The organism is Deltaproteobacteria bacterium GWA2_45_12 (assembly GCA_001797365.1).
GTDB lineage: Bacteria > UBA10199 > UBA10199 > UBA10199 > UBA10199 > UBA10199.
In genome coordinates this window covers 2,950-28,903 of the sequence record MGPH01000053.1, presented here as the reverse complement: position 1 = coordinate 28,903, position 25,954 = coordinate 2,950, and the positions used below count along the sequence as shown (strand labels likewise).

The window sequence follows — 25,954 nt, the reverse complement described above, 5'->3', positions numbered from 1 at the left end:
GGGCGCTTCAGGATGTAGGGTTGGCCAAGATCATGGGAACCACTTCTTTTGGAAAAGGTTCGGTTCAAACACTTGTTGATTTGGGCGACAAATCGGCACTCAAGGTAACCATTGCCCGCTATTACACACCCAAGGGCCGCTCCATTGATGGCAAGGGTATTGTTCCTGACATAGAAATGGGCCTGGATCAATACTATAAAGATTACCCGAAACAAAAAGGCAAAGCCGAAAACGAGGAAGGGGAGTCCAAATCAGAAGGGAAAGCGCCGGCCTTTGTTGATTGGCAAAAACAAAAAGCCATTGATGCCTTAAAGAAGATGTAGATTTGTACGGGCGAACCTTGTGTTCGCCCACGATAGGCCAATATGGATGGGCGAACACAAGGTTCGCCCGTACGAATCCGTACGAATCCATACCAATCAAAACGGGTATCCCAATTCCGTATACAATTCCAAACCATCCCCACCAATTCCAATATCAAGCCTTCCAATGACATTGGGCGGAACAAAGGCCCTGATTCCAAGGCCGCCTACGGGTTTCCAATAGTTGGCTCCCAGTTTTGAAAGGGAGGGAAAGACGCGGCCCACTTCAAAAAAAGGATCGGTGTACACATCAAAGTTTTTTCCAAACAGTTTGGGGCTGGCCAGTCTAAAGCGTTCTTCAAGTTGGAAAAGCATTTTGCCCTTGTCGACAAAACGGCCCAACACATAAGCACGTAATTCCCGTTCTCCTCCCAAGGCACTTAGTTCATAAAAAGGAACATTGTCTCCAAAAAATTGCTGAAAATAAAAACGGGCCGCAGTTGTAAGCCGGTTGGGAATTATTTCAATCAATTGGGTGGCTGTCACGTTGTAGCCTTGAAAGTTTTGATCACTTCCTATTTTCTTGTTTGAGAAAAAATATCCAGCCTGGGCCAATGTACCCTTGGTGGAATATTCACGATTATCCCTGTTGTCAAAAGTGGTGGAGAATTCATGGAAGAAATTGGTGGCATCCACCACATTGGGCAAGTTTCCAAACTCATCAAAAGTGTCTGACACCTCCTCCAAAGCCTTGTTTTTCACATCGGTGGTATGAAACCGGAAAGTATAATTGGCACGGATATTTTTAAGGAAATAATAACCGCCGGTTAAATCGAGATTGATGGTCCGACCAATGTAATTAGTTTCATCACCTTCCTCCGAACGAGGCCCCAGACCATAAAAACGTCCAAAGGGTGTATTAAGATAGAGGGCATTTGATTCGAGATAAAACTTTTTCTTGAAATGCGGGGCGAAGTACCGTGCCGAAAACTCGCGATAATAATCAAGGGCCACTTCGCTATAGAGTTTTATTTCATCCTCTTTGGTCGGAAAAATATAGGCCAGCGCCCCCCCATCAAAACTTGTTGTCTTGTTGTATTGGCCGAACACCCCCAGGATGGCTTTAATGGCCTGTGTTTGGTGGTTGGCCATAAGCAGCACGGGCATGAGGCCCCAGGTGTTTCCTGAGGCGGGATTTAGGTCGATAAGGGGAACGGGATAAACATCATAATCGTATTTTTTTGTTTTGTGATTCGATGGTGAAGACGTCTTTGTTTCTTTATTCGAAGAAATAGTCTGTTTGGAATTTACATTTACAGAATGGTCCTTGCAAAAAGCAGGAAGAGAGTTTGTAAAAATGAGAAGAAGGGACAAAGAATATTTAAGAAAGATTTTCATTATTTTTTACCCTCGGTTAATTTTAAAATTAGCGGAATTAAAACCAGACAAGCCATCAAACACGTAAAACTTCCCAATGTCATCATTTGACCAAAGCTGGCAAGCCCGCGATGACGGACAAAAGAAAGGGCGCCAAACCCAATGACTGTTGTTAATACGGAAAAAATAACAGGGGGTCCCACCCTATGGAGCATTTTAACGATGGATTTGTGTTCAGAATAATGATGCACCATGTGTACGCCGCTATCGATTCCCACTCCAATGAGAATGGGCATGGCAAAAAAATTGGCTAGGTTCAGATTGATTCCAAAAATCCCCATGAGTTCGGCAAGCCACCAAGTGCCTACGAGAAGCGGAATGGAAGCCACAAGGCAAAATTTTAATTGGCCAAAATCGATATAAAGAACGATCAAAGAAATCAGGAGTGTAAGCAGGCCCACCGTAACGAAACCCTCATGCATACGCTGGGCGGATTCATGGACATGAACGGGGGATCCTGTCACATGAGGGTCAAGTTTTCGGAGGGCATGGATGAATTCCTTCATGGGGGCGGCTTCCCAGATGTCAAACTCGGGATAAATATAAAGCACATAATTGTTTTTTTCATTCACGTAGAGTGATCTTAAACCGGGGGGAAGTTCGCTTTCATCCATGGGTTTGGGATTTAAGTTTTCTAAAAAGCCGTTCCAGGTCTTGGTGAAAAAATCAAGAAACAGGTTTTGTGATTTGTCGAGTTGTTCAATGATTTTTGGATCGGATGATTCCAGCTTTGCAAGAACGCTGTCGATTTTTGAAATCAGTTTATCAATGGTTTCAATGGCCTGAATATCCCCACCTTCAAAAGCCAATTCATTGACATGTTCCAGGGCTTTTTTAAAACGATTCAATGAGGTCTGTAATGGACTGGCTTCGAAGGGAGTTTGTGTTTTTCTTTTCAGGGAAAGAGAGTGCGCTATGTCTTGAAGTTGGCTTACTTTTTGGTCTTGATTGAAAGGGATGAAAGACAAAATGGAATCGGTACTACCCACCAGTGGAATTTTGTTTGTTTCTTCATTTAATTTTATGAGCTGATCCATGTTTTGCGTAATCATGGCGGCAAACCAGGTGGAACGTTTGGAATTGTCGATAATGACATGTTCGTATTGGACGGATTCAAGGTGGGGATCCTGAAGTTTGAGTAAATTATTTTCAAAATGTACACGCAGGGCCAGCGGGATGGCAGCAAGGGTGAGGGCGATGGTGATGCCCATGTAGAAACGTGGGTGTTTGGTCATGCCATCCAATAATTTTAATGGCATGAACTGAACGCGTGCTTTTTGGGAGGCTTGTTTCTTAAAAGTAAGGAGTAAGGAAGGGAAGGTGACGAGTTGGGAAACCAGACAGAGAAGAATGCCATTTCCGGCAATAATTCCCAGTTCTTTTAAACCCAAAAAATCAGTAAAAATGGCCGAGAAAAAAGCAATGGAGGAAGTAAGGGCTCCGGTAATAATGGCCTGCCCCGATGAAATCATGGTTTGTTTTGTGGCTTCTTCCAAAGGGAGCCCGTCTTTTTCCAGGGATTCAAGTCGGAATAAAAAGTGCATGCCATAATCAATGCCAATACCGATAAGAATAACGGCAAAGACAATGGTTAGTACATTTAAATGTCCCAATACCAGGGTGGTCAGTCCAATAGTCCAGCTCATGCCAAGGACAAGGGCCAATAAGGCCATGAGGGGGCGTGTGGTTTGTTTGAAATAAAACATGAATAAAAACGCAACGCCCAGAAGAGAGGCCAACCCCGCCCAGATGGAATCAGAGCCCGTGGAAGCCATTTCATCATCCTGAAGTACGGGCTTGCCCGTGATGCCAAAAGGAACATCAGGAAATTCTTTGCGGAGAATGTCCGCTTGTTCGCGTAAAAAACGGAGAGGTTTTTTAACAATGCTTGTTGATGTGTAATCTTTGGCAGGGGCCAGGGATAAAAAAAGAAGTTTGCCATTTTCTGAAAAGAAAAAACCTTCACTATCGTGGTAATGCTGTTTTCCCAGAAGAGGCTGGAACAACGAATGGGAATCCAGGTTTTTCATGATTTCAGGTGAATCCATTCCGTCCAACACCTGGCTGATAAAGCGGAAGCCGCTCTCAAAATTATCGGCATTGTTTTTTAGTTTTTCGGAGGGGAGTTCCAATTTTTCAGCGGCAAAACCAAACAGGTCGGCCAGATTCTGGATGCTCCCAAGTCGTTTGACCTCGTTTTTCCACTGGCTTAATTTGGTTGTGAGCGAATCAAATTCTTGTTGTGGCAATAGGAGCAGCCCGCGCTTTTCAAACACCGACAAATTTTCTCTGTATTTAATTTCACTGAAAAGATCCTTGCGGGAAGAAATACGGTCGACAAAAACTTTCAGGACTTGTTTGGCTTTTTGCGGATTGTCGTCGGAGACCTTAAAGACCACAAAAATATTTTCCTGGTCGTTAAACTCATCGATAAAATCCATGTATTCCTGATGGTAGGCCAATTTGTTGGAGACGAGGTTGTCCTGGTTGGTATCAAAATGAAGAAAGAAAAAAGCGTACAGACCTGAAATAAGGGCCAGAAGGATGGACCCACACACAATTTGTTTGGAATATTTAATAACAATATTTGCCAATTTTTGAAGAAGAACGCGCTTGTATTTTTGCATGAATGGAGTGGACAATTACATGATATTTGAGGCAATGTCCATCGCGTAGGGGCGTATAGCCATACGCCCTACAAAAATTTTTATGTCGGATCGTTTTTATAATTTATTGAAAAAATACGATGTTCCCGGACCAAGGTATACAAGCTATCCCACGGTTCCTGCCTGGTCTTCGGAAGTGGGGGGGGCTGATTACGAACAAAGCTTAAAGAAACTCCAAAAAGGGGAACGGCTTTCACTTTATTTTCATCTGCCTTTTTGTGAAAGTCTTTGCCACTTTTGCGGATGCATGCAGGTCATCACCAAGGATAAGAGTCGCTCGGAAGCTTATGTACAAACAGTGCTTAAGGAAGTCCAAAAGGTTTCCCAATTTATTCCAAGCGATTGTCGGGAAGTGACACAAATCCATTTTGGAGGAGGCACTCCCAATTTTGTTCAACCCTTTGAGCTTACGCAAATTCTTGATGTCATCCGCAAGCATTTTAATCTTCTGCCGGGTTGTGAGGTGGCTATTGAGCTGCATCCTAAAACCAGTACCAGGACCTTCAACGAAAATCTGGCCCGGTTGGGCTTTAATCGCATTTCATTGGGAGTGCAGGATCTCGACCCCGTTGTTCAAAAACTGATCAACCGAAATCAAACCCATCAAATGACCAAAGAGATGGTTGACCAGTTACGTGAACTTGGTTTTTCTTCCTTCAATTTTGATCTTGTTTACGGGCTTCCTGGGCAAACCATGAAAGGATGGGAAGAAACCTTGAATCAGGTTCTACAAATGGCGCCCGATCGCCTGGCTGTTTATAGTTATGCCCATGTTCCCTGGGCGCGCCCCGTGCAGCGCACTTTCAAAGATTCCGATTTACCCCCTCCTGAAATGAAGTTGAAGCTTTTTGAAAAAGCCCATTATTTTTTCACTGAAAATGGATATCGCTTGATCGGCATGGATCATTTTGCCAAAAAAGAGGACGAGCTTTCAAAGGCCCTGGATGAAGGAACAATTCATCGCAATTTTATGGGATATTCAACGCGTGCCGATGCCCACCAAATTGGCTTCGGGGTCAGTTCCATTTCGTATGTTGCCGGAAATTATTTTCAGAATTTAAAAGAATTAAAAAAATATGTTGAAGCCATCGAATCGGAAAGCTTAGCCAGCTTTAGGGGGCATTTATTATCACGCGATGACGCCATAAGGCGCGATGTTATTTTGCAAATTATGTGTCGCGGTTTTATTGATTTTGCATCCATTGACTCCAAGTGGGGAATTATTTTCGAGAATTATTTTCATGATGCATGTAGGGGTGGTTTACGAACGGCCCTTACCCTGTCGGATTTCATTCATGACGGTTTGTTGGAATTAAGAAACCGAAAGCTGCACGTAATTGGGGATGGTTTCTTGTTTTTAAGAAATATGGCCATGGTTTTTGATGCCTATTTGGAGGGTATTCGGGAGAAAGCGGTTAATCCTACATTTTCAAGGACGGTTTAATATGTATCTCTACTTCAAAGCTTTTCACATTATTTCAGTGGTCGCCTGGTTTGCGGCTCTTTTCTATATTTTCAGGCTTTTTGTCTACCATGTTAAATTCAAGGACAAGCCGGATTGTGCGGAAGCCTACACGATCATGGAGTACAAGCTTATTTACATGATTTCCCATCCGGCCATGCTTTCCACCATTGTCTTTGGTGTTTTGATGGTTTTGCAAAATCCCCTTCTTTTAAAACAAGGATGGTTTCATCTTAAATTACTGAGCATGGTCTTTCTTTTTGGATACCAGTTTTTTGCAGGCTACACGCGAAGGAAATTTGCCAAGGGGAATTATTTTCTTTCAGAAAAAGCCTGCCGCATCATCAATGAAGTGCCCACGATTCTTTTGATTATTATTGTCGTGTGCGCGGTGGCAAAGCCGTTTTGATCCCGTAAGGGCAATTCATGAATTGCCCCTACCTTATTAATAATGAAAGGTCTTCTCCTTATCAATCTGGGTTCTCCCGATGCTCCCGATGTCCCATCTGTTCGCCATTATCTCCGGGAATTTCTCTCCGATCCTTTTGTCATTGATATTAACCCAGTGGCCCGTTGGCTGCTTGTCAATACCGTCATTGCGCCTTTTCGTTCCCCTAAATCGGCCAAGGCTTATCAAAAAGTATGGATGAAGGAAGGTTCTCCGCTTGTTGTTTATTCAGAAAATTTGACCGGAAAAGTTCAAGAGAAGCTTGGAGATTACGTTGTTGAATTGGGGATGCGTTATGGAAAGCCTTCTATCAGGGAAGCTATCGAAAAATTATTGATGCAGGGCATTGACGAGCTGGTTGTTTTCCCCCTTTATCCCCAATATGCTTTGTCCTCAACGGAGACTGCTGTAGTTGAGGTGAATAAGGTTCTGGGTAGCAGGTCGCGACCTGCAATTCCCATAAAATTCATTCCTCCCTTTTACAACCATCCCGCTTTCATCAAGGCCTTTGCCCAAAGGGGCAGGGAAGCGCTTCAGGATTTTAGGCCGGATCATGTCTTGTTTAGTTTTCATGGCCTTCCCAAGCGACATGTCATTAAAGCCCTGCCACAGGATTATCGGGTTCAATGTGCGGCTACAGCGGGTGGCATTGCCAAAGAGTTGGGATTGTGTACTTTGCCGGTTCCTTACTCCATTTCCTTCCAGTCCCGTCTGGGACGTACGCCGTGGATCGAACCTTTTACCGACGTTGTTTTAAGCGAGTTACCTAAAAAAGGGATCAAAAAACTAGCCGTTTTCTGCCCCTCATTTGTTGCGGATTGTCTGGAAACCCTGGAAGAAATCGGTATTCGCGGCAGGGAAACCTTTCAGCAAAACGGAGGGGAAGATTTACGCCTTGTTCCTTGTCCCAATGATTCACCTTTGTGGGTGGAAGCGATTTATAAGTTAGTGATGGGTTCTGGTTTTTTGAAGTAATTCTAACATTTCTTCATAAATAGTGGCTCTATGACCGATTAATAAAATCCTGATTAAACGCCGCTTCAATTCATAAATTATCCTATATCGTCCGAAAGCGTAGCTTCGGAATCCTGTAAGTTCCTTTGTTAACTCTTTTCCTGCAAAAGGATCTGTTAAGATTATCTCAAGAGTGGACCGGCATGTTTTTTTAATGGTTGGATGTAGATGTCTTATTTGGGCAAGAGTATGGGGAGGAAGAAAGAGTTTGTATTTTGAGTAGATCATTACTCTCCAAAGATTTCATCGAGGGTCATGATTTTTCCTTTCCCCTCTTTTATTTGTTTCAGGCTTTTACGCAGATCCCTCATTAATTTTTTGTCCCTAAGAATGGCAATGGTCTCTTCCCATGACTCGAATTCTTCGGGGTTGATAAGCATGGCGGCCGGTTTCCCGTTTTTAGTTATGGTGATATGGGCATCAACGCGGCTTACCTCATCAACAAGGGAACTTAACTTCATTTTTGCTTCGGAAACAGACATGATTTTCATAAATGAGTCCTTTTTAAGGTTGACCTTAATTAAGGTCAACTTGAATTAAGGTTGGGTTGAATTGTAGCCTAATGAAGAGGTGATCGTCAATTACATTTTCCACTCATGAACATAATCCACAAGCGCCATGACATGGTCTACGGGCGTGCCAGGCAAAATTCCATGTCCCAGATTGAAAATATAGCCCGGCCTTTTGCCGACTGCTTGAAGAAGTTTTTTGACTTCCGGCAGGAAGGCCTTGGGTTTATTGAAGAGGAGGGTGGGGTCCAGGTTTCCCTGGATTCCTTTTCTTTTTGGGATGATTTGCAGGGCTTGTTTTATGTCCACACGCCAGTCGATGCTTAACACATCTCCTCCGGCTTTTTGTTGTAAATGAAGAGAACTTGCATTGAAGGAGCCAAAGTGAATGACGGGAGTGCCTTTTTTTATTTTTCGGACCAGTTTTTGGGTGTAGGGCATGACGAAAGTTTCATAATCCTGGCTATTGAGTTGTCCCACCCAGCTATCAAATATTTGGACAACCTGGCATCCTGCGGCAATTTGTGTGTTAAGCAGATCAGCCAATGCGGGGACCAAAAGATTCATCAGTTTTTTCCAGACAGAAGGTTCGGAATGCATCATCTGTTTGGTGGCAATGAAGTTTTTGGAAGCCCCCCCTTCAATCATGTAAGCGGCTACGGTAAAGGGGGCGCCAGAAAAACCGATCAGGGGGATGCAGGGGTGTAAATGCTTGCGCGTCTGGCTTATGGCTTTGGCCACAAAGGGCATGTCAGTCGCTGTGTGAGAGGGGCGCAGTCTTTTTAGATCATCCATGGTACGTATGGGGGGACCCAGGATGGGGCCATGATTTTCTTCGTAGGTAAGCCTCATTCCCATGGCTTCACAAACAAGAAGGATGTCCGAAAAAATGATGGCGGCATCCAGCCCCAAGCGTTCAACTGCTGTGATGGTGACCTCAGTGGCCAAATCGGGGTTGGTGCATAAATCCTTGAAGCCGCCTTTTTTGCGCACACTCTGGTACTCAGCCATGTAGCGCCCCGCCTGGCGCATGAGCCATACCGGTATTTGGCTATTCGCCTTGATGCGGCAAGCACGCATAAAAGGAGAGTCTTCCATGATGTCTTTGGTCTCTGTTATTTGCTGGCTGTCCTTTACATAGACCAAATTCAAAACAGCCTTTTTTTTCTTTTGACGGGAAGCAGACAACCCTTTTTTTGCCATCAGTTCGACAAGAGCTTCCATTTTATGGGGTTTGGCTTCCAGGTCAGGAAAAAACTGGTGTGTGGAGAGATGTTCACTGGTCACCGGGCCGATGGAGGTGATGGCCGTGGAATAAAGAGCCCGACGGAAGGCCCCCTCAAGATTTTTTTCTTTGACCAGGGTCATGATGTTTTCAATTTGTTTGGCACTGGTAAAGGCTAATAAGTCAGCTTTTCCGGTCAGGATGGTTGCGATGGCCGTATTTAAGGGTTCCAAATCATCGGGCATGGCCCACTGGTAGACTTGAAGGGGATGGGTTTCGGCGCCCTTTTTCTGGAGCTGGTTGATGAAATCGGTATTTGAAATGCCGTATTCAACGATTGCCAATTTCTTCGATTTTATAAAATCATGATTTTCCAAAACAGAGATAATTTCTCTCCATGTGTTGGGCTCTGGAGCTGTCAAAAAAATGGGAAGATTGTTTCTGTTGCATACAGCCGTTGGTTTCGGACCACGAACAATGATTTTACTTTTATTTCTTAATGTTTCCAGGATTTCATCCTTAGAAAATTTTTGTTCCAGGGTTTTGATCAGGGTGCGTGTGGCAACTCCCGTCATGAAAATGATCCCATCAAATTCTCCGTTTTTGAGCTTTTCATAAAATTCAAATAAGCGGGGATTTTCTTCCAAAGGGACTTCCTTCATGGTGGGGGCTGAAATGCAATGGATACCCTTTTTTTCAAGCAGGCGTTGCATGGGAAGAGCCATGCGTGATTCAAAGGAAATGACGGTGAGAGGGGTGTTTTGATTTTTCATATTTTTGCACCATAATCAGAATATTTCCTTTCTTTCAAACAAAAGTTTGTTTTTAAAAGATCTTTGTGGGACATTATTTTTTATGGAAATAGCCATCTTTGCCCAGCATGCCACTAAAATTTATGGAAAAGTCAAAGCGGTTGATGACCTTTCTTTTACCGTTCAAAGAGGTGAAATGGTTGGGCTTTTGGGCCCCAATGGGGCGGGCAAGACCACGGTGATCCACATGCTTTTGGGATTACTTGCACCCACCTCTGGGAATATTCGTGTGCTTGGTTTGTCCCCCCTTAAAGACCGGCCGTTGTTGGCCCAAAAAATAAATTTTTCTTCGGCCTATGTTCAGCTTCCATCCAATTTAAAGATTATTGAAAATATGAAAATTTTTGCGGGTCTTTATGGAATTTCCCGTCCCTTGGAAAAGATAAAGTTTTTGCTGAATCTTTTTAATATGGATCATTTGGCCAAAAGGCTTACCGGGGCCTTGTCAGCAGGGGAGAAGACGCGTCTTAATTTGTGCAAGGCCCTGCTTAATGATCCGGAAGTGCTTTTACTTGACGAGCCGACGGCAAGTTTAGACCCTGAAATGGCCTTGAATGTCCGCAATGTGTTGCAGAAAATCCAGAAAGAGCGTCATTTAAGCGTGATTTACACATCCCATAATATGGTGGAAGTCCAAGAAATGTGTGATCGTGTTCTTTTTTTAAATCACGGACGTGAAGTTCTCCAAGGAAAACCCCATGAAATTTTAAAAGAACTTCAATATAAAACCCTGGATGAAGTTTTTATTGCCGTGGCCAGAAGAAAGGAAGGTGCCACATGAAGGCCTCCCTTGGGCGCATGAAAGCCATGTTCATGCGTTATCTGTATCTGCATCAACGAAGTGTTTCCCGCGTGCTTGAACTTGTTTTTTGGCCCGTGATGGAATTGGTTGTCTGGGGCTTTGTGGCCCTTTATATCCGTCAAATGGTCCCGGGGCCTGTGGGACAGGCCATCCATTTTCTTATTTCAGCCATTATTTTTTGGGACCTGTTTTATCGCAGCCAGCAAGGGGTCACACTTTCCTTTATTGAAGATATTTGGACGCAAAACATCCTCAATATTTTAATTTCTCCCTTAAGACTTCACGAATGGTTGATCACTACTTTTGTTTATGGAATGTTTAAAACCTTGTTGATCAGCCTTATTTTGTCATGTCTGGCTTATGTATTTTATCATTTTCATATTGTCAGTTATCTGGGGTTTTATTTGATTCCGTTTGTTTTTAGCTTGTTGTTGTTTGGATGGACGCTGGGTGTTTTTACCTCGGGGCTGCTTATTCGTTGGGGGCATTCTGTAGAAGCTCTTATCTGGGGTATTCCTTTTTTGGTTCAACCCTTGTCAGCTATCTACTATCCTCTTTTTATTCTGCCTGGTTGGTGCCAGGTGTTGGCTCGGGCCTTGCCGAGTACCTATGTCTTTGAAGGGATGCGCGCGGTGATGGCTACGGGAAAAATGCCTTACACATTCTTTTTTATTTCATTGGGGCTTAACCTTGTTTATTTCTTTGTGGCATCGATGTTTTTTAAGTTGATGTACCAGTCCTCGCGTAAATCGGGAAGGTTGGGAAGGCTGGGTTTGGATTGACGGCAGGGCCCCTGTATTGCGGGGTCCCTACGGGTATAGATTTTTATAAATCCAATAATTCACCAAAATCTTTTTCACATAGTTGTTGGTTTCAGCGTAGGGGATGAGTTCGATAAACTCATCAGCTTCCAGTTTGTCTCCCCATTTTTTCCATCGCGTGACGGCTTCAGGGCCCGCATTGTAGGCACTTAAGGCATAAGGAAGACTGCCCGAAAAATGCCGGAGTAATTGTGCCAGATACCATGTCCCAAATTCAATACCCACTTTTGGTTCTTTAAGATCGTTATAAGTAAAATTAGTTTTTCCAAGAGCCTGGGAGACCTCTGTGGCTGTTTGGGGGATCATTTGCATCAGCCCCAAGGCCAGGGCTTCCGAACTTACAAAGGGTTTGAAATGGGATTCTTGTCTCATCACGCTTAAAACGAGTTTCGGATCTATTTTATTTTTGGAGGCATGTTCATTGACTATTTCCCCATAAGCTTGGGGATAGAGCCCGGCCCAGCCCGCCAATGTTCCCTTTGCACGTTGGGCGAGGACTATAAGACGGTTGAAATTATGGCTGTGGTAGTAATAGGCCAAACCTTCTTCCTGATAATTGTTGTTTTGGAGTTGGGTTGATTCGTCATAAGCATAACGGTCAAGACCTGCTTGTGCCAACGTGAGGGGAAGTTTGTCTTCATTTGAAGAAGGCCTTTCTCCTTTTTGGAATGGGTTTTTATTTAGTGAAGGAATGCGGGTATCCCGTTTATGAATGCTTAAGCTTGTATGGTCGATGCGATTTTTTTCAAGCCGAAGGCTGGAGAGCCAGGCATAATAGTCGGAAACTTTTTTTTGAGCCAAATTTTTGTAGATATTTTTTGCTTCAGGATTTCTTTTCATCTTTTCAAGAATACGGGCTTTCCAATACATCATTTTTTGGGATTGGTTTTTGCCGGCTTGCTCCAAGGCGGCAAGCATCTCTAAGGCTTGTTGGTTGTGCCCAAGCAAATAGTGGCTCCACAAGAGAGTCCATTTTCCTTTTTCGAGTGCTTTTCCCCTGTAAAAAGGGAGCATCTTTTCATACTGGCTGATAGCCTCTTCTGTTTTTCCTGAATCAAAATAAATAAAGGGGATTTTTTCCCGGGAAAGGTTGGCCCACGAAGATTGGGGAAAATCAGTCACAATTTTTTGATGATAGTGAAGGGCTTGTTCAAACTGGTCTGAACGGGCCAGCGAGGATGCCAATTGATAGGTGAGCTTTGCTTTGTCAGTTCCATTTTTTTTAAGCAATTCTTCATACAAAAGGGCGGCTTGGGCGTATTTACGTGCCTTGAAATATGTCTTGGCCAAAAATTCGGATTTCGGCACTCGCTTTTCATAAATGGGAATGGCCATGGGGGCATACCCTGTTTGAACCATGTTTTCAGCGCGATCTAATATTTCATTGGTTGTTAAGATCTTTTCAAGATTTTGGGATGAGGTTTCCAGAAAGGAGAGAACCATTTTTTCAGATTCACTGATTGGATTGTTGACAAGAAGTTTTCTCCAAATGTTCTTGGCTTCCTGTTTTTTGTTTTGGTGCCAGGCAATAAGGCCCAAGTGAAACAAGACCCTGGCTTGCTCCGTAGAACTATTTAGGTGCGATCTTTGCCGAAAATTCAGGTTTTGGGTGGCCTCATCCCATTTTTTGCTATCAATGAGGGCTCTTATTTTTATCCAAAACAAATCATAATCGATTTCTTTTTGGGTGAGGGGTGTGGTTTGTAAAAAGGGGAGGGCTTCCTGTGGAGTTCCTTTTTCTATAAAAGCCCCGGCAATGAAAAAACGGCAATATGAATCCAAAAGAGGATCTGTAGAAAGGGCTCTGTTCAATTTTTGGATGGCCCTATCATAGTTTTTGGCCTTAAATCCTTCTACACCTTCAATGAAGAGTTTTTCCGGTGTTTTTTCTTCACGTAGTTCGGCTGATTGAATCGATGGGTTTTTCTGTTTGGCCCATGTTGTTGAAAAGCAAAGAGCGCAAAGAGAAAAACTAAGAAATTGAAAGATCTTTTTTGATATGGTTCCAGTATTCATCGAGTTCTTTAAGGGTAAGAGTTTCAAATTTTTTACCATCTTCCTGGATGCACTTTTCCATCCTGAAAAATCGATTCCTGAATTTGTGGTTGGTTTGTCGCAGGGCTTCTTCGGGTTCCACCTTTAAATGGCGTGCCAAATTAACGATGCAAAAAAAGAAGTCACCTATTTCTTCACGTAAATTGAGATTGTCTTTATTTTGGACCGCTTTTTTTATTTCTTCCAATTCCTCCTCCATTTTTTTTACGACATCTTCCGGTTTGTCCCAGTCAAAACCGGCTTTGGCTGCTTTCTTGGTGATCTTATAGGCTTGAAAAAGAGCCGGAGCTGATTTTGGAATGGAATCAAGAAGCGAGGCAGGGGTTGTATTCTTTTTTTCTTCGGCCTTGATTTTTTCCCAGTTGGCACTTACTTCACTGGCGTTTTTTACCTGTGCATTCCCAAAAACATGGGGATGGCGACGGATAAGTTTTTCAGAAATAGAATCAATAACATTGTTGATGTTAAAAGAACCTTCTTCTTCGGCAATTTGGGCGTGAAAGACAATTTGCAGTAAAAGATCGCCCAGCTCTTCCTTGATATGTTCCTTGTTGGATGATTCCAGGGCATCGACTGTTTCAAAAGCTTCTTCAATAAGATAAGGAATAAGGGAGGTGTGAGTTTGCTCATGGTCCCAAGGGCAGCCACCGGGGTTGCGAAGTTTGGTCATGATGGAGAGTAGTTTGTCAAAGGATTGGGACATGGAAAAGTTTATTGTTGAGTTTTATCCCCTACGCTCGTTGGCGCAGGATGCGAGCCTTGCTGTCCACAATCAAATGAGCCACCCGCCGGGATCGAACCGGCGACCTACGCATTACGAATGCGCCGCTCTACCAACTGAGCTAGGGTGGCAGGTTGGTCATGATCATTTTGGCATAATCTTAAACCGGCCAAAATCAAATCCGATATTAACGCCTTTGCCCGTTCCTGTAAGGCTCATCGATACCTTGCCCTTGGTCATGGCCTGGGCTCCGGCAGAGCCTCCAGCACCGGCATGAGCTCCGGCCGAGGCATAAGAACCAAACAGGTTACTGATGTCATTTACTTTTGAAAAACTGCCATGACCATTTAAAATTTTTGTTTGTCCAAAAGTAATTCCCCCGCCGTTTACTTTTATAAAAATATCGGAACCTTGACCATTGTCACAGGTGATGTTGCCCGAGCCTTTCCCCCATTTGTAAAAAACAGAAGTCGCTTTAAGGTTAAAGGTCATCTCACATTTGGTTTCTTTTCCCGAATTGCTGCTTTTTACCGAGACGGAATTTTTTCTTTTTTGAGTGAGATCTTCAGTTTCAAGTTTTTTTGCAGGTCGTGCATACTTTGAGTTTTGGGTAGAGCTTTGTGTGGTGTCGGAGTCATGAAAATCCTTGTCTTCAAAGGCGTAAACGACCAAAGAGCTGCCCAAAACAAGAGTCAGCAGGCCAAATAAAAAAAAGCGGTTATTTTTCATGGAAAACCTCCTTATAAAAGAATTTTATAGCATCAGATTTAAAGACAAACGGGTCCATGGTCAAGGCCAATCTTTTTTTGAGAAATATGAGAGAAATATTAAAATTCCCCACTTCTATGATATGAGACTTAAATCATGAAACGGTTTCACCCTAATATTTACTGGCTGGGGTTACTTAGTTTTTTTAACGATGTCACCTCCGACATGATTACCCCTTTTTTGCCGGCTTATCTGAAAAGTCTGGGGTATGGTGCGGCGCTTTTGGGGTTGATGGAAGGTTTGGCCCAGTTTGTCAGTTATGCCACCATGCTTGCCTCGGGGTGGATGGCGGACCGTACGGGGGAAAATAAAAAAATCACCATTTTTGGCTATTCATTATCCGCCGTGGCCCGTCTTTCCATTTCCATTCCTTATGTAGGGGTTGTTTTAAGCGGACGTGTGATTGACCGTTTGGGGAAGGGGATTCGCACAGCCCCCCGTGATGCGTTGATGACGGCTTCGGAGTCTCCCAAAAACTGGGCCAGGGCCTTTGGACTCCAGCGGGCCATGGACCACGCGGGGGCCTTGCTGGGGGCCTCTGTTGCCTCGTTTGTTTTATACAAATTTTCAATTTCATACTCTATTCTTTTTCTGGCGGCATGTTTCCCTTCAGTCTTGGCTCTTTTTTTTATTGCTCCCCGGATTTCTAATATTCCAAAAAAGATAAAAGAGATAAAACCGCGTCTTTCGTGGAAAGCTTTAAATCCTTCCGTCAAATTTTATATCGTGATTATTTTTATTTCGGCCTTAAGTACCCCTTCGGAACTTTTTTTGATTCTTAAGCTTCAAGATCTGGGAATGCCCGTTTATCAGTCAGCTTGGGCCTGGCTTTTGATGACGGCCACTAGTCTTGTAGCTGCTTACGGGGGAGGGAATTTGGGGGATAAAAAAAGCCGCCGTTTCACCATTGGGCTTGGGTGGATGATGTTTATTGTGGCCTATGTCTGTTTTGCCTTTAATCAAAACTTGATGGTGGGGTGGGGGCTTATGGCCCTGTATGGGCTTCAGGCTGGCATTGTTGAAGCTTCCGAGCGGGCTTATGCCGCCACTGTCGCCCACGAGGATGCGCGGGGTACGGTGATGGGTTGGTATTATCTGGCCTATGGTTTGGGTTTGTTTCCTGCTTCCATCTTGTTTGGATGGATATGGAAAGTGTGGGGCGACACCACCGCCTTTTTGCTTAATGCCGCCATCACCTTTGTGGCCTTGGTGCTGCTTTTCTTTTTACCCTCCGACCGAAAGAACTCTCATGCTCTTTCCGTGCCACCCCATGAGGTGAATTAACATATAAATTGACAGCATTTTGTTTTGGTGCCAAAACTTCCAAAGTCAAGGGGCTCGTCAGTTTTTCTATAATAAATAAAATTTTTAGGAGAAAGAGTTATGCCTTCTTCTGTAGATGCTGTTCGGCCTGAACATTCCATTGATGTTGAAATGAGCCCTCCTGTTCCTTCGGTAGCAAGGGTTATGGCAGGGATGTTGGGGCAATATCCCGATGCTTATTATTTGGGGCCCGGATATCCGGCTCGCCTTTATACAAGCCCTCCGCCGAGCGATCGTTTGGCTCGTTTTGCAGCCATTCAAGTATTACGGCAAACCTCTGGGCGAACCCGGGGCTACTGGACTGATGAAGAAATTGCAGAAGTGGATAGGCTTTCACGCGAGGGAAACCCCGATTTTGAAACTCGTTTGGCCTCTTTAAAAGCCGTTTGGGATGGTTATGCGGCAACAAAGGGTGATCCTTTGGTACAGTTTGTCATCGCCCAGTTGCTCAATTCAGATTTTCCCGGACTTGATCTGAATGCAGATCGTCTCCTGCCTGTTCATGGTAATTCACAGGGCTTGTCCATTTTTGTTGAATTATTGATCGAAAAATTTCCCGGCAAAGTGGCGGTTTTAGTTGATAAGCGTACTTATACCGGAAGCTTGGCCCTTTTCCGTGATAAAGGAATTCCTGTATATGCCGTCGATTTTGACGAGCATGGTCCCATCCCTTCTTCTTTGGAGGATGCTGCTGATAGGGCAAGAGCTGATGGCTATACCATGCCCTTTTATTACACCGTGCCCGATGGACATAATCCAACGGGAGTTACAGTTTCATTGCAACGCAGACAAGAGACAGTACAAGTTCTTCAACGAAAAAAAATGTATTGCTTTGAAGATAATGCTTATTCCTTTTTACCTCTGGAAAATCAGAAACCTCTTTCCCCACTGGCAGCCCTTGATAAAGAAGGATGGGTTGTTTATTCGGTGACCTTTTCCAAAGTGTATTCTCCCGCCAGTCGTTTAGCCGTGATGCATATTCCCTTTGATTGGAAAACTCCCTCTGGAGCCCGTTTTGATGTTTATGGAGCTTTGACTGCCCTTGCTGGGTTTCAAACCCTTTTCCATGGCACGGTTGATTGGATGGCGTTGCTGGCTTATCTGCATGACGATCGCGGTAGGCTGCAGAGTTTGCATGATTTAAGCCGCGAAAGAGCCGAATATTATGGGGGGCAATATCATATTTTGGAAGAAGGTCTTAGATATCTTTTAGGAAATGAACCTGATGTGTTTCGTCTTGTCGGAAAACCTCAACATGGATTTTTTCAAGAGGTCGTTTTTGGGGAAAAATCCCCCACTTCTGATTCGATGAATGCCACAGATCTGATGGGGCAGTTGTTGGCTCAGGATAAAGTTTTGTTCATGCCCGAGCTTGATTTTATGCCTCCTTCAGTTCAAAAGGCTGATCCAGAGGCTCAGCAAAGGGGCCGTTTGTGTTTTAGTTACACCAACAAAGCCTTTCATGCCAACGATACCCGTCACGAGCTTGCAGAGGCCGCGAACCGTTTCGGCAACGGAGTTCGCCGTATTTACGGCTTATCCCCAAAACCCCCATTTCATTTGGGCATGGTCCCGCGTTTTGCCCGTTTGGCGCGGTAAGTAGCCCGTTCTTGACAAAGTCCTATTTTCTCATATATCCTCATACAAAAGGAGTTCTTTATGAGCGTTTGGTCTGTTTATGTCTCGCCTGAAGATGAAAAATTGCTTAAGAAGAAAATAGAAAAAATAGCTGAAAAAAGGCACTGGTCTTTTTCCCAGGCGGTATCCGGTCTTTTAAGGGAGCATTTGTTGGAAGAAAATAAATTACTTTCTGATGATGAAAGCTGGTCCCTGATGAGTGCTAAAGCCTTCTTTGATGGTTATTCCGAAAAGGATTCTGTTTATGATCAATTATGAATTCGGCGATATCCTTCTTTTTCAGGTTTTTCCCTACTCAAATGCGGCTGCCGGAAAAAAACGGCCGGCTCTTGTGCTGGCTGATACCGGGGATGGAGATGTTTTAGCCTGCCGAATTACCAGCCAAACAGGAAGAGATGAATTTGATTTGGATTTGGCCCATTGGAAAGATTGCGGGCTTCTTCTTCCTTCTTTGGTAAGAGTGTCCAAAATGGCCAGTTTGAATAAAAACCTTGTTGTTAAAAAGCTTGGACGTATTGGTAGCCCTGACAGGCGAAAAGTCAGAGGATTTTTAAAGAAACTTTTCGACATTTAAGGCTCAAGGTCTTTGATTGACACCCCTTCACCGATTAAGTTAAACACTTTTCCCTCAATTTTACGTTTAAGGAAAACTTATGAAACAATTTTTTGCTGTTTTGCTCTGTCTGGTTCTTCTCCCAAGTTTTGCCAGTGCCGATTCAACTTTTATTTATCGCAACAGGGCCAACTGGGTCAAAATTGACAAGGCCTCGCCCAAAAAAGTGCCTTTGGGGCATATCATGCATCCTGCCAATATTACCGAAGAACAAATGGAGGCCATGCTCACTTCGGTTAAAATTGCCAAACGCTATGTTTTGAAAAAAGAAGTTTATTCCGCCGATGTCTTTGATTCGTGGGAGGCCCGCAAGTTTGCTTCTTATATTGTTCAGGCGCTTGGCCAGGCCGATGCCGACCATGTGGTGAATTTTTCCATCATTCATAAACGCCCCACTTTTATCCTGCGAAACGACTTTATCAGCATGGGGAACATCTGGGTGAGTGAGGATGGAATGCATATCCAGTTTGACAAACTTTTTGCCAAGATTACCGGTGACTATGAAGCTTCGGCCAATATGGATAAACTGATTCGCGAAGCCAAAACGGCCCGGGTTACTTTAGAGGCTCAGGAAGGCCAGATGTTGGCCTATGATAACGCCCAGGAACTTGTCTTAAATCCCACCTACGACTTTGTGGCCAAGGCCCAGTTGGTGCGCCAACAGAGGCGCCAGGAAGAAGAGGCCTATCTCCGTTCAGGCTCTAAAAAGAAAATCAAGCATGAGCAGGATATTGGCGTGAGTGAGTCAACAGCCTCCGTGGCCGAAAAATCAGTGGCTGAGCGCTTAAAAGAATTGGATCAGCTAAAAGCGCAAAAACTGGTTACAGAAGCTGAATATCAACAGCTGCGCAAGAAAATTTTGCAGGATATTTAATGAATATCCCTTAAGGCCTACAGTTAGCAGTTTGTTGACAAAGTCAAATCGACCCTTCGATCACCGCGTAGCGGGATCCCGTATGCGGGACGGGGCTCCCTCCAGAGGCGGGCAGGCAGGGTGTCCATTATTTATTAAGTACATAATAGGACATGGTGAGCTCCGTCCCGCAAACGGGACCCCGCTACGCGGTGGTCGAACCATGAATTGGGACTTTGTCAACAAACTGTTAGCGATCAATCTCCAAAAATTTTGGGAATTTGGTGAGTTGCTCAAAGCCGTTTTGGGTGACAAAGACATCGTCTTCAAGGCGGATGCCGCCTTCTTTTTCGTAATAGAGGCCGGGTTCGATGGTGATGACGAAACCTTTTTTAAGGATTGATTCGCGGGAGCTGACAGAGGGAAGCTCGTGGATATCCAAACCCAAACCGTGGCCTGTGGAGTGAATAAAACCTTCCATGCGGCCCGATTTGTTGGGGCCGGTTTTAAATCCAAATTTTGCAAGGGTCGTCACAGCGGCTTTATGAATGGTTGCGGTGTTGGCACCGGCCTTCACTAGGTGCATAGCCTTTTCGTTGGCACTTTTGACGGCTTTATACATTCTTTTGATGGTATCGCTGGGTTTTCCTTTGACTACAGTCCTTGTCATGTCTGCAAAATAACGACTGTCGATGTTGCGCGGGAAAATATCAAAAATGATGGGCGTATGGGGAATAATGGGTCCGGCCCCATGGTGATGGGGCAGGCTTCCTTGTACGCCTGACGCCACGATGGTGTGATTACCCACGCAGCCCAATTCCATAAGCCGCGTGTTGATCAGGGATTGCAGAAGTTCAGAGGTGACCAATTCTTTTCCGTGATAAATCTTGTTGTTTTTTATTTTTGATTTTTGAAGAAAAACCAGGGCCTCGCCGAAGGCTTTTTCCACCTGACGAATGCTGTGGATGATGTGTTTTTTTTCTTCAGGGGTTTTGATCAGGCGCTTTTCATAAAAAGGATCGGGTTTGACTGAAATTTTGTATCCCAATTTCTGCAAGGCAACGTAATAGTTTGAAGGAAAATCTGAAGGAACTAGGATGCCCTTTATTTTTTTTTCTTTAAAAAAATGGTCTACCACCAACGCATAAACTGGAAGGTCTTTTGTTTTTGGGGTGCGTTTGATTTGTTTGGAGGCTTTGGTTAAAGACAGCACCTGATGGACGCAAGCTTGTTCCTTGCCGCGGTCAAATTCAAGGTCGGATAAAACGATGTGTTTTTTTCCGGCAATTTCAAAATAAATGACAGGGTCCGGCACCAAAAATTTTGTGGCGTAATAGAGATTGGAGTCGCTCTCGGAGGAGGCGATGATAAGGGATGCGGATTGGGGCATAGGGTTGTAGGGGCGCCCCTTGGCGCGCCCCTAAATAAGGGCGCAGCAAGCAGCGCCCGTACGGGTCACAATTTTGTTGTCCAGGGTTTGGCGCCTTTTTCAAGCACGGCATTCAAGGCCTGGATGTTTTTTACCCCACGGTCCGCCAAAAAATCTTCAAGAGCTTTCAAGCCCTGCTTGGCGTAAATGGGCATGCCTTCCTTCCAGGTGGCGCGACCACATAAAACGCCATTGTAATTGATGCCTGATTCGTTGGCTAGTTCCAAACTTTCTCGGAATTCATCATCGGAGACTCCTGCTGAAAGAAAGATGAAGGGCAGGTTTGTGCTTTTAGAGAGTTGTTTGAAAAGGTCGATGGCTTCCGCTTTGTCATAAGCCACCTCGCCGGTTTTGTTGGAACGGGCGCCTTTGACAAACTTCATGTTCACCGGGATTTCAATTTTTAGGACATCTACATTGTATTTTGGTTTGGAATATTCCTGAACGCTTTTTGTCACGATTTCGGGTTTCTTTTTGGCGAATTCCAGACTTTTTTCATCTTCTCCGTTAACAGGGTAACCAACAAATTCAAGGAAAAAGGGAATATCGTGATAGGCACACTCAACGCCGATGCGTTCAATCCATGCATGTTTGATCTCATTGATTTCAGGTTTTTCAAAGGGAGTGTAATAAAGCAGAATTTTTACAGCATTGGCCCCTGCGGCAACTGATTTAGAAACGGTCCAGTAAGGCACAAGAAGGGGAATGCGGCCTGGGGATGTTTGATCGTAGCCGGTTGATTCATAGGCAAGCAACAATCCGGCATTGGCAGAACGGTTTTTTGCCGCCTCCAAACCATATTCAGGATCAAGCAGGATGGCACTGGCATAAGGAGTGAGGGCTTTTGTGACCGCCGTTTTGAATTCGGCCATCATGGCGTTTGTTATTTGGGAGGGATCAACCCCTTTTTCCTTGGCCAGCGATTTTTTAAGAGAACCGCGCTGGTCCATGGCGGCAGCGGCAATAATGCCGGAACGGGTGGAGAGTTTTTCTAAATGTTTTCTTTTACCTTCGGTTAGTTTGGCCATTAAATCCTCCTTTGTCATGCCATAACTCTCTTTAGGGAGTAAGGGCGAGTTTGCAAATTGTTGAATCTAGGTTGTTTAGAAAATTTTACGGGGAATTGCTAGATTTTTTTCTTGTAAATATTGCAGCCGAAGATGGGTGTTAAAAAATCATAATTTTCATCCAGATAATTTTTAAGTTCAGGGTAAAGTTCTACAGGATAACGGTTGTAGCCATGGATATTGCAGGGGCTTGTGTCCACAAAATAGGAAGGAGGATTCTTTTCTAAATCTTCCCAAAATAATTGCCATGCTTTTGGCTGGGTTCGGCTCGGATTTTGTTCTCCGGTCTTTGAAAGCCCCGGGCCAAGCATGTTGCCGGTGAGAGGGTCGCTCCATAGAAAACGTGCCGCCGGTTTGCGTTCGGCATGAAAATAAACGGCAGAGGCATATCCCCATACAAAAAGAGTGTCTGCGGGTTTGGTGTTGTTCTTAATCCATTGCCCCAATTCTTGCTGTTTGAAAAGATTGTTGTCAGGAAATTTTTGATCAATCCATTTGAAATCAAGTCGCAACCCCCAAAAGAAGAGGGTGGGGACGAGAGTAAAAATCCAAATCCAGTGTGGAATTTTTTTGTAAGTGGTTACCTGTACTGCAGCCAACAGGCAGAGTGGGGGTAAAACCTGTATGAAATAATGCCCATAAAATCTGCCGCCGGTGGCTACGGGGATGAGGCTTAAGAGGAGCCACAAGGATACCAACAAAGAAAATTCCCCTCGGTCCCCCTTTTTTAAAGGGGGATGGAAAGCCAACATCCACAACACCCATGTTGACGCCACAAACAGGCCTCCACGCAGGAGGAGATTTTTTGAAAACGCCACACTTTGATTCCCCCCCTGGATATAATTAAGGCTTCCCCCAAGGCTCCAACAAGTAAAATCATCCCATACTCCCAAATGATTCAAGACAAGGTAATTGACAAAGCCCGGCATTAAAAATCCCACCAGAAAAACACTGTAGTTTTTGATAGCCGAAAAAAGACGTTCTTGTTTTCTGATAATTTGAATCAAAAGAAAAACAGCGAACACAATAATTTGAATTCCCGCCTGGTATTTAAAAAGAAAGGCCACCCCAGAAAAAATTCCAGATATGAACAACGTAGGGGCGGGTTTATAACCCGCCCTTTCACCGGACACATCGCGATGCACCCCTCCCACCCAAAAATAAACCGAAAGAGCCAATGGCAAAACCATGATCACCGTAATGCTTGTCGAAATGAATTTGGGAAGATGGCAGGTGGAAAAAACAATGTAGAAAAATGCCGCCCAGGAGGCGGCCCGGGGATGGTCCATTTTCTGGGCAATTTTATAAATGACAATGGCCGTGGCCCACACCCAAACGATGGTGACTATGTGTACACCCAGCATGCTGTATTTCCCAAACAGGGCAAAACAAACCCAAAAAAACAGGTACATCATCGGCGGTTTGGTATCGACGCTGGCCACATAGGGGAGCCCCCCATCCATAAGGGAATGGGCAAAGAGGGCGAATTGGGCCTCGTCGATGTCCAAAAAAGGATTCAATAAAGAGGCTAGTCTTAAGACAAGAGCGAGGAACAAAAGAAGGACAAAAAAACAGGCTGGTTTTTCGGTCATTTTTTGAAAAGAAAGCATGGTTTAAAAAGGGTTGTATGTTACTGCCCTTTATTGTTAATGGCCGAAAAAAGGGGCAATTTCAAGAAATGATCTTTAAGGAGAAAATATGAACACCAAAATACGTTTGATTCTTTTTGTTGTTTTAGTTCTAGGAATTAGTTTTGTCTGTCCGCAAATTTCTTGTGCTGAGTGCGATGCGACGGCTTGTGTAACGACTATCAAAAGACTCTATATTGATTCTAGTCAAACCTATATTTGGCCGGAAGGAAATGACACAGCTAATCTGGGTTGCAGTTTGATTTCAGACAAATACATACGCCTTTTACCCAGCCATTCCCAATACAAAGAAATTTATGCCGCGCTTCTCCTTGGTTATTCCATGGGGAAAACCATGGGATTGCGCATCAGTGGCAATCAAGAAGAATGCACAATTAGTTATGTCACCATGAATTGAGAAGGGGTAATTCAATGAAACATCTTAAATACTTTTTTATTTTTCTTTTCTGTTTCTTGGTTTGGCAGAAAATAGCTCATGCCACCAATGTTATGTTTTTTGAAGACGATAATATTGTACTCTCCAGTGACTGGGAATCCCACTTTACCTATCGTTGCCTTTCAGACCCCGTGGCGGCGGCGCGTTGGCCTTGGGGGAATAATCGCTTAAATGTAGTTGATCTGAGCAGAGTCATCAGTGATGAATTGTTTGGCCGTGACATGGTTTTGCAAATTAATGAGGAAGGATTAAGTTCTTTGGCAAAAGCTTATATCGCAAACCGTTTTGGGGATTTTAGGATTTTAAATGAGGGAACGGATATAGGCCTTGTTCATTTTCAATTACAGGTTTGGTTTAACGATGTGGACGTTGAAATTATTTCTGATGAACTGATTCAACTCACTTTTTCTCTCTTGGTGCAACTTACGGGGCAGTCTCCTGAACAAACCATCTATGTTCCTGGGAGCACAGTGATGAACACAGGCCTTCTCTTGCAAAGGGATGAGAATGGGTTCCCTTTGAAATTAGTGGCCGATACGGGGAATATTGATGATTTGCAAATTAATCTTCAGGAGGGGAATCAATTTCTTCCCTTTGATACTGACGAGCTTAAAGCACGTTTAGACGAAAGAATGCCGGCCATTTTACCCTTTATTCAATTGCCTTTAACAGAACCACTTCGTTTTTTGACTGATTTTGTAGATAGGCATTTGCATGCGCCTCCCGAAAGTGTCGTGCTTAAATTGGTTCCTCACTTGAGGCCCAACCAACCAGCCTTCCCGCGCCCGGGAGGAAACCAACATTCCTTTGTGATGATCGGGATGAACATTGTTTCTGGTCCAGCCAGTGACCTAGACGATGTTTATTTTAACCAATTCAACAATGATCTGGTTCGCCAAGAGCAACCGACAAGTTTTGTGATTGCTTTAACACCAGGAACTTACAGGACTCTTGTCAGCAACCATCTAGATCGTATTATGGCCAGGCTTCGCTCCCATGGGCTCAACACATTGGAATTTCAATATCCTAATCATAGTGATTTTTTTTCAGGGCCTTTATCCATTGAACAGTGTCCAGTACAGGCTACTTGCTTTGTAAATGCGGTTGTCGATGGTCAGGATTTTAATGAATGGTGTACTCTCAACCCTGATCACAGTTTTCTTTTGTTGAACAGTTTTTACGGAGACGGTCGTGCCCAAAACCATGATTTCCATCTCCTCGCGCAAATGAATCCAGAAGTGCGCATCGAAAACCAAATCCATAAACTTTATTTTAACGTGAATGTTTATGAGTTTCATACGGATTTGTCTTGGTGGGAAAATATTGCTGTGGATTTAGGTCTGGCAGATATCCCGACTGCGCAGGATATAGATAATCAGTTTGGAGACTCTTATTTGTTTAAATTGGAACAACCCTTCGACCAATTTAACGCCTATCTTTATAACGTCGAGCGGCGTTTAGGGTCCGTCTCCTTTTTTGGCCGGATTGATTCTGACCTTACGGTGGACAGTGATGATGATGGCATTATTGATATCGCTGAAACGGGTCTTTTAGGCACCGATCCAAACAATGCCGATTCTGATGGGGATGGAATCAATGATTACCGGGAAGTATTTGAGATCGGATCCAATCCTTTGGCTGATGATAGCGATCTTGATGGTGTCGCTGATGGGCAGGAGTTGGATCGAAACTTAAATCCTCTTAAGTCTGATAATCCCGCTATTGTCCAAATAATCCTTAATTATTTGTTAGACGCGGATAGTGACGGTGATGGCCTTGATGATGCTCAAGACAATTGCCCGCATGTGCAAAATGCCAATCAAGCAGATCGGGACCGTGATGGAATCGGGGATGTGTGCGACCCGGATAAAGATAACGATGGCATTGCCAATGAAAATGACAAT

General features: G+C 44.1%; 21 protein-coding genes, 1 tRNA gene and 2 pseudogenes (2 of these 24 running past the window's edge). 13 read left to right on the top strand and 11 right to left on the bottom strand.

Annotated elements, in window-relative coordinates:
- A pseudogene (locus A2048_08185) lies at positions 1–323 on the top strand (hypothetical protein); it begins 868 nt to the left of the window's first position.
- A gap of 96 nt (positions 324–419) precedes the next feature.
- Here the strand turns inward: A2048_08185 and A2048_08180 are convergent.
- Together A2048_08180 and A2048_08175 are read right to left on the bottom strand one after the other, a co-directional pair.
- Positions 420–1,700: a hypothetical protein gene (locus A2048_08180; protein ID OGP08049.1), complete on the bottom strand. Its 1,281-nt coding sequence runs from the start codon at positions 1,698–1,700 to the stop codon at positions 420–422.
- Positions 1,700–4,366, bottom strand: coding sequence for a hypothetical protein (locus A2048_08175; GenBank protein ID OGP08048.1), 2,667 nt, complete (start codon positions 4,364–4,366; stop codon positions 1,700–1,702). The genes A2048_08180 and A2048_08175 overlap by 1 nt, the downstream gene beginning before the upstream one ends.
- 82 nt (positions 4,367–4,448) lie before the next feature.
- Between A2048_08175 and A2048_08170 the strand changes: the two genes are divergently transcribed.
- Genes A2048_08170 through A2048_08160 form a run of 3 tightly spaced genes read left to right on the top strand, consistent with a single transcriptional unit; the run spans position 4,449 to position 7,290 of the window.
- The gene (locus A2048_08170; GenBank protein OGP08047.1) at positions 4,449–5,849 is read left to right on the top strand and encodes an oxygen-independent coproporphyrinogen III oxidase; all 1,401 of its coding nucleotides are present in this window, start codon (positions 4,449–4,451) and stop codon (positions 5,847–5,849) included.
- A gap of 1 nt (position 5,850) precedes the next feature.
- Entirely contained in the window at positions 5,851–6,276 is a 426-nt protein-coding gene (locus A2048_08165; protein ID OGP08046.1) for a TIGR00701 family protein, read from the top strand.
- Positions 6,277–6,318: 42 nt separating this feature from the next.
- The gene (locus tag A2048_08160) at positions 6,319–7,290 is read left to right on the top strand and encodes a ferrochelatase (GenBank protein ID OGP08045.1); all 972 of its coding nucleotides are present in this window, start codon (positions 6,319–6,321) and stop codon (positions 7,288–7,290) included.
- Positions 7,291–7,556: 266 nt separating this feature from the next.
- Here A2048_08160 and A2048_08155 read toward each other — a convergent pair whose 3' ends face one another.
- Positions 7,557–7,820, bottom strand: coding sequence for a prevent-host-death protein (locus tag A2048_08155; GenBank protein ID OGP08044.1), 264 nt, complete (start codon positions 7,818–7,820; stop codon positions 7,557–7,559).
- 90 nt (positions 7,821–7,910) lie between these two features.
- On the bottom strand, positions 7,911–9,836 hold the full coding sequence (locus A2048_08150) for a uroporphyrinogen decarboxylase (GenBank protein OGP08043.1): 1,926 nt from the start codon (positions 9,834–9,836) through the stop codon (positions 7,911–7,913).
- 82 nt (positions 9,837–9,918) lie between these two features.
- On the opposite strand from A2048_08150, the gene A2048_08145 reads away from it, so the two are divergent.
- Both A2048_08145 and A2048_08140 read left to right on the top strand, forming a co-directional pair.
- Complete coding sequence (locus A2048_08145) at positions 9,919–10,656, top strand: ABC transporter ATP-binding protein (GenBank protein OGP08072.1); 738 nt, start codon at positions 9,919–9,921, stop codon at positions 10,654–10,656.
- On the top strand, positions 10,653–11,459 hold the full coding sequence (locus A2048_08140) for a hypothetical protein (GenBank protein ID OGP08042.1): 807 nt from the start codon (positions 10,653–10,655) through the stop codon (positions 11,457–11,459). The genes A2048_08145 and A2048_08140 overlap by 4 nt, the downstream gene beginning before the upstream one ends.
- A gap of 27 nt (positions 11,460–11,486) precedes the next feature.
- On the opposite strand, the gene A2048_08135 is transcribed toward A2048_08140, so the two are convergent.
- The 4 genes from A2048_08135 to A2048_08120 all read right to left on the bottom strand — a co-directional run bounded on the left by A2048_08135 (position 11,487) and on the right by A2048_08120 (position 15,003).
- Positions 11,487–13,514, bottom strand: a complete 2,028-nt coding sequence (locus A2048_08135; GenBank protein ID OGP08041.1) for a hypothetical protein — start codon at positions 13,512–13,514, stop codon at positions 11,487–11,489.
- Positions 13,471–14,256: a nucleoside triphosphate pyrophosphohydrolase gene (locus A2048_08130; protein OGP08040.1), complete on the bottom strand. Its 786-nt coding sequence runs from the start codon at positions 14,254–14,256 to the stop codon at positions 13,471–13,473. Before A2048_08130 ends, A2048_08135 begins: the two co-directional genes overlap by 44 nt.
- A 76-nt stretch (positions 14,257–14,332) precedes the next feature.
- Positions 14,333–14,405, bottom strand: a tRNA-Thr gene (locus tag A2048_08125).
- A 13-nt stretch (positions 14,406–14,418) separates the two neighbouring features.
- A complete protein-coding gene (locus tag A2048_08120; protein ID OGP08039.1) occupies positions 14,419–15,003 on the bottom strand; it encodes a hypothetical protein in 585 nt (194 codons plus the stop codon).
- 135 nt (positions 15,004–15,138) lie between these two features.
- On the opposite strand from A2048_08120, the gene A2048_08115 reads away from it, so the two are divergent.
- From A2048_08115 to A2048_08095, 5 genes are all read left to right on the top strand, one after another.
- Positions 15,139–16,326 (top strand): hypothetical protein, encoded by a 1,188-nt coding sequence (locus tag A2048_08115; protein ID OGP08038.1) that lies wholly within the window; start codon positions 15,139–15,141, stop codon positions 16,324–16,326.
- A gap of 99 nt (positions 16,327–16,425) precedes the next feature.
- Complete coding sequence (locus A2048_08110) at positions 16,426–17,964, top strand: hypothetical protein (GenBank protein ID OGP08037.1); 1,539 nt, start codon at positions 16,426–16,428, stop codon at positions 17,962–17,964.
- Between the two features lie 60 nt (positions 17,965–18,024).
- A complete protein-coding gene (locus tag A2048_08105) occupies positions 18,025–18,261 on the top strand; it encodes a hypothetical protein (protein ID OGP08036.1) in 237 nt (78 codons plus the stop codon).
- A complete protein-coding gene (locus A2048_08100; protein ID OGP08035.1) occupies positions 18,248–18,577 on the top strand; it encodes a hypothetical protein in 330 nt (109 codons plus the stop codon). Before A2048_08105 ends, A2048_08100 begins: the two co-directional genes overlap by 14 nt.
- A 79-nt stretch (positions 18,578–18,656) precedes the next feature.
- A complete protein-coding gene (locus A2048_08095) occupies positions 18,657–19,490 on the top strand; it encodes a hypothetical protein (protein ID OGP08034.1) in 834 nt (277 codons plus the stop codon).
- 229 nt (positions 19,491–19,719) lie between these two features.
- Here A2048_08095 and A2048_08090 read toward each other — a convergent pair whose 3' ends face one another.
- The 3 genes from A2048_08090 to A2048_08080 all read right to left on the bottom strand — a co-directional run bounded on the left by A2048_08090 (position 19,720) and on the right by A2048_08080 (position 23,575).
- Positions 19,720–20,859 carry a hypothetical protein gene (locus A2048_08090; GenBank protein ID OGP08033.1) on the bottom strand — a complete coding sequence of 380 codons (1,140 nt, stop codon included), beginning with the start codon at positions 20,857–20,859 and terminating at the stop codon, positions 19,720–19,722.
- A gap of 65 nt (positions 20,860–20,924) precedes the next feature.
- Complete coding sequence (locus A2048_08085; GenBank protein OGP08071.1) at positions 20,925–21,926, bottom strand: tagatose-bisphosphate aldolase; 1,002 nt, start codon at positions 21,924–21,926, stop codon at positions 20,925–20,927.
- A gap of 98 nt (positions 21,927–22,024) precedes the next feature.
- Positions 22,025–23,575: a hypothetical protein gene (locus tag A2048_08080; GenBank protein OGP08032.1), complete on the bottom strand. Its 1,551-nt coding sequence runs from the start codon at positions 23,573–23,575 to the stop codon at positions 22,025–22,027.
- Between the two features lie 88 nt (positions 23,576–23,663).
- Here A2048_08080 and A2048_08075 point away from each other — a divergent pair, with 88 nt between their 5' ends.
- Together A2048_08075 and A2048_08070 are read left to right on the top strand one after the other, a co-directional pair.
- Positions 23,664–24,011: a hypothetical protein gene (locus A2048_08075; GenBank protein OGP08031.1), complete on the top strand. Its 348-nt coding sequence runs from the start codon at positions 23,664–23,666 to the stop codon at positions 24,009–24,011.
- A 14-nt stretch (positions 24,012–24,025) separates the two neighbouring features.
- Positions 24,026–25,954: pseudogene (locus A2048_08070) on the top strand (hypothetical protein) (it continues 57 nt past the right edge of the window).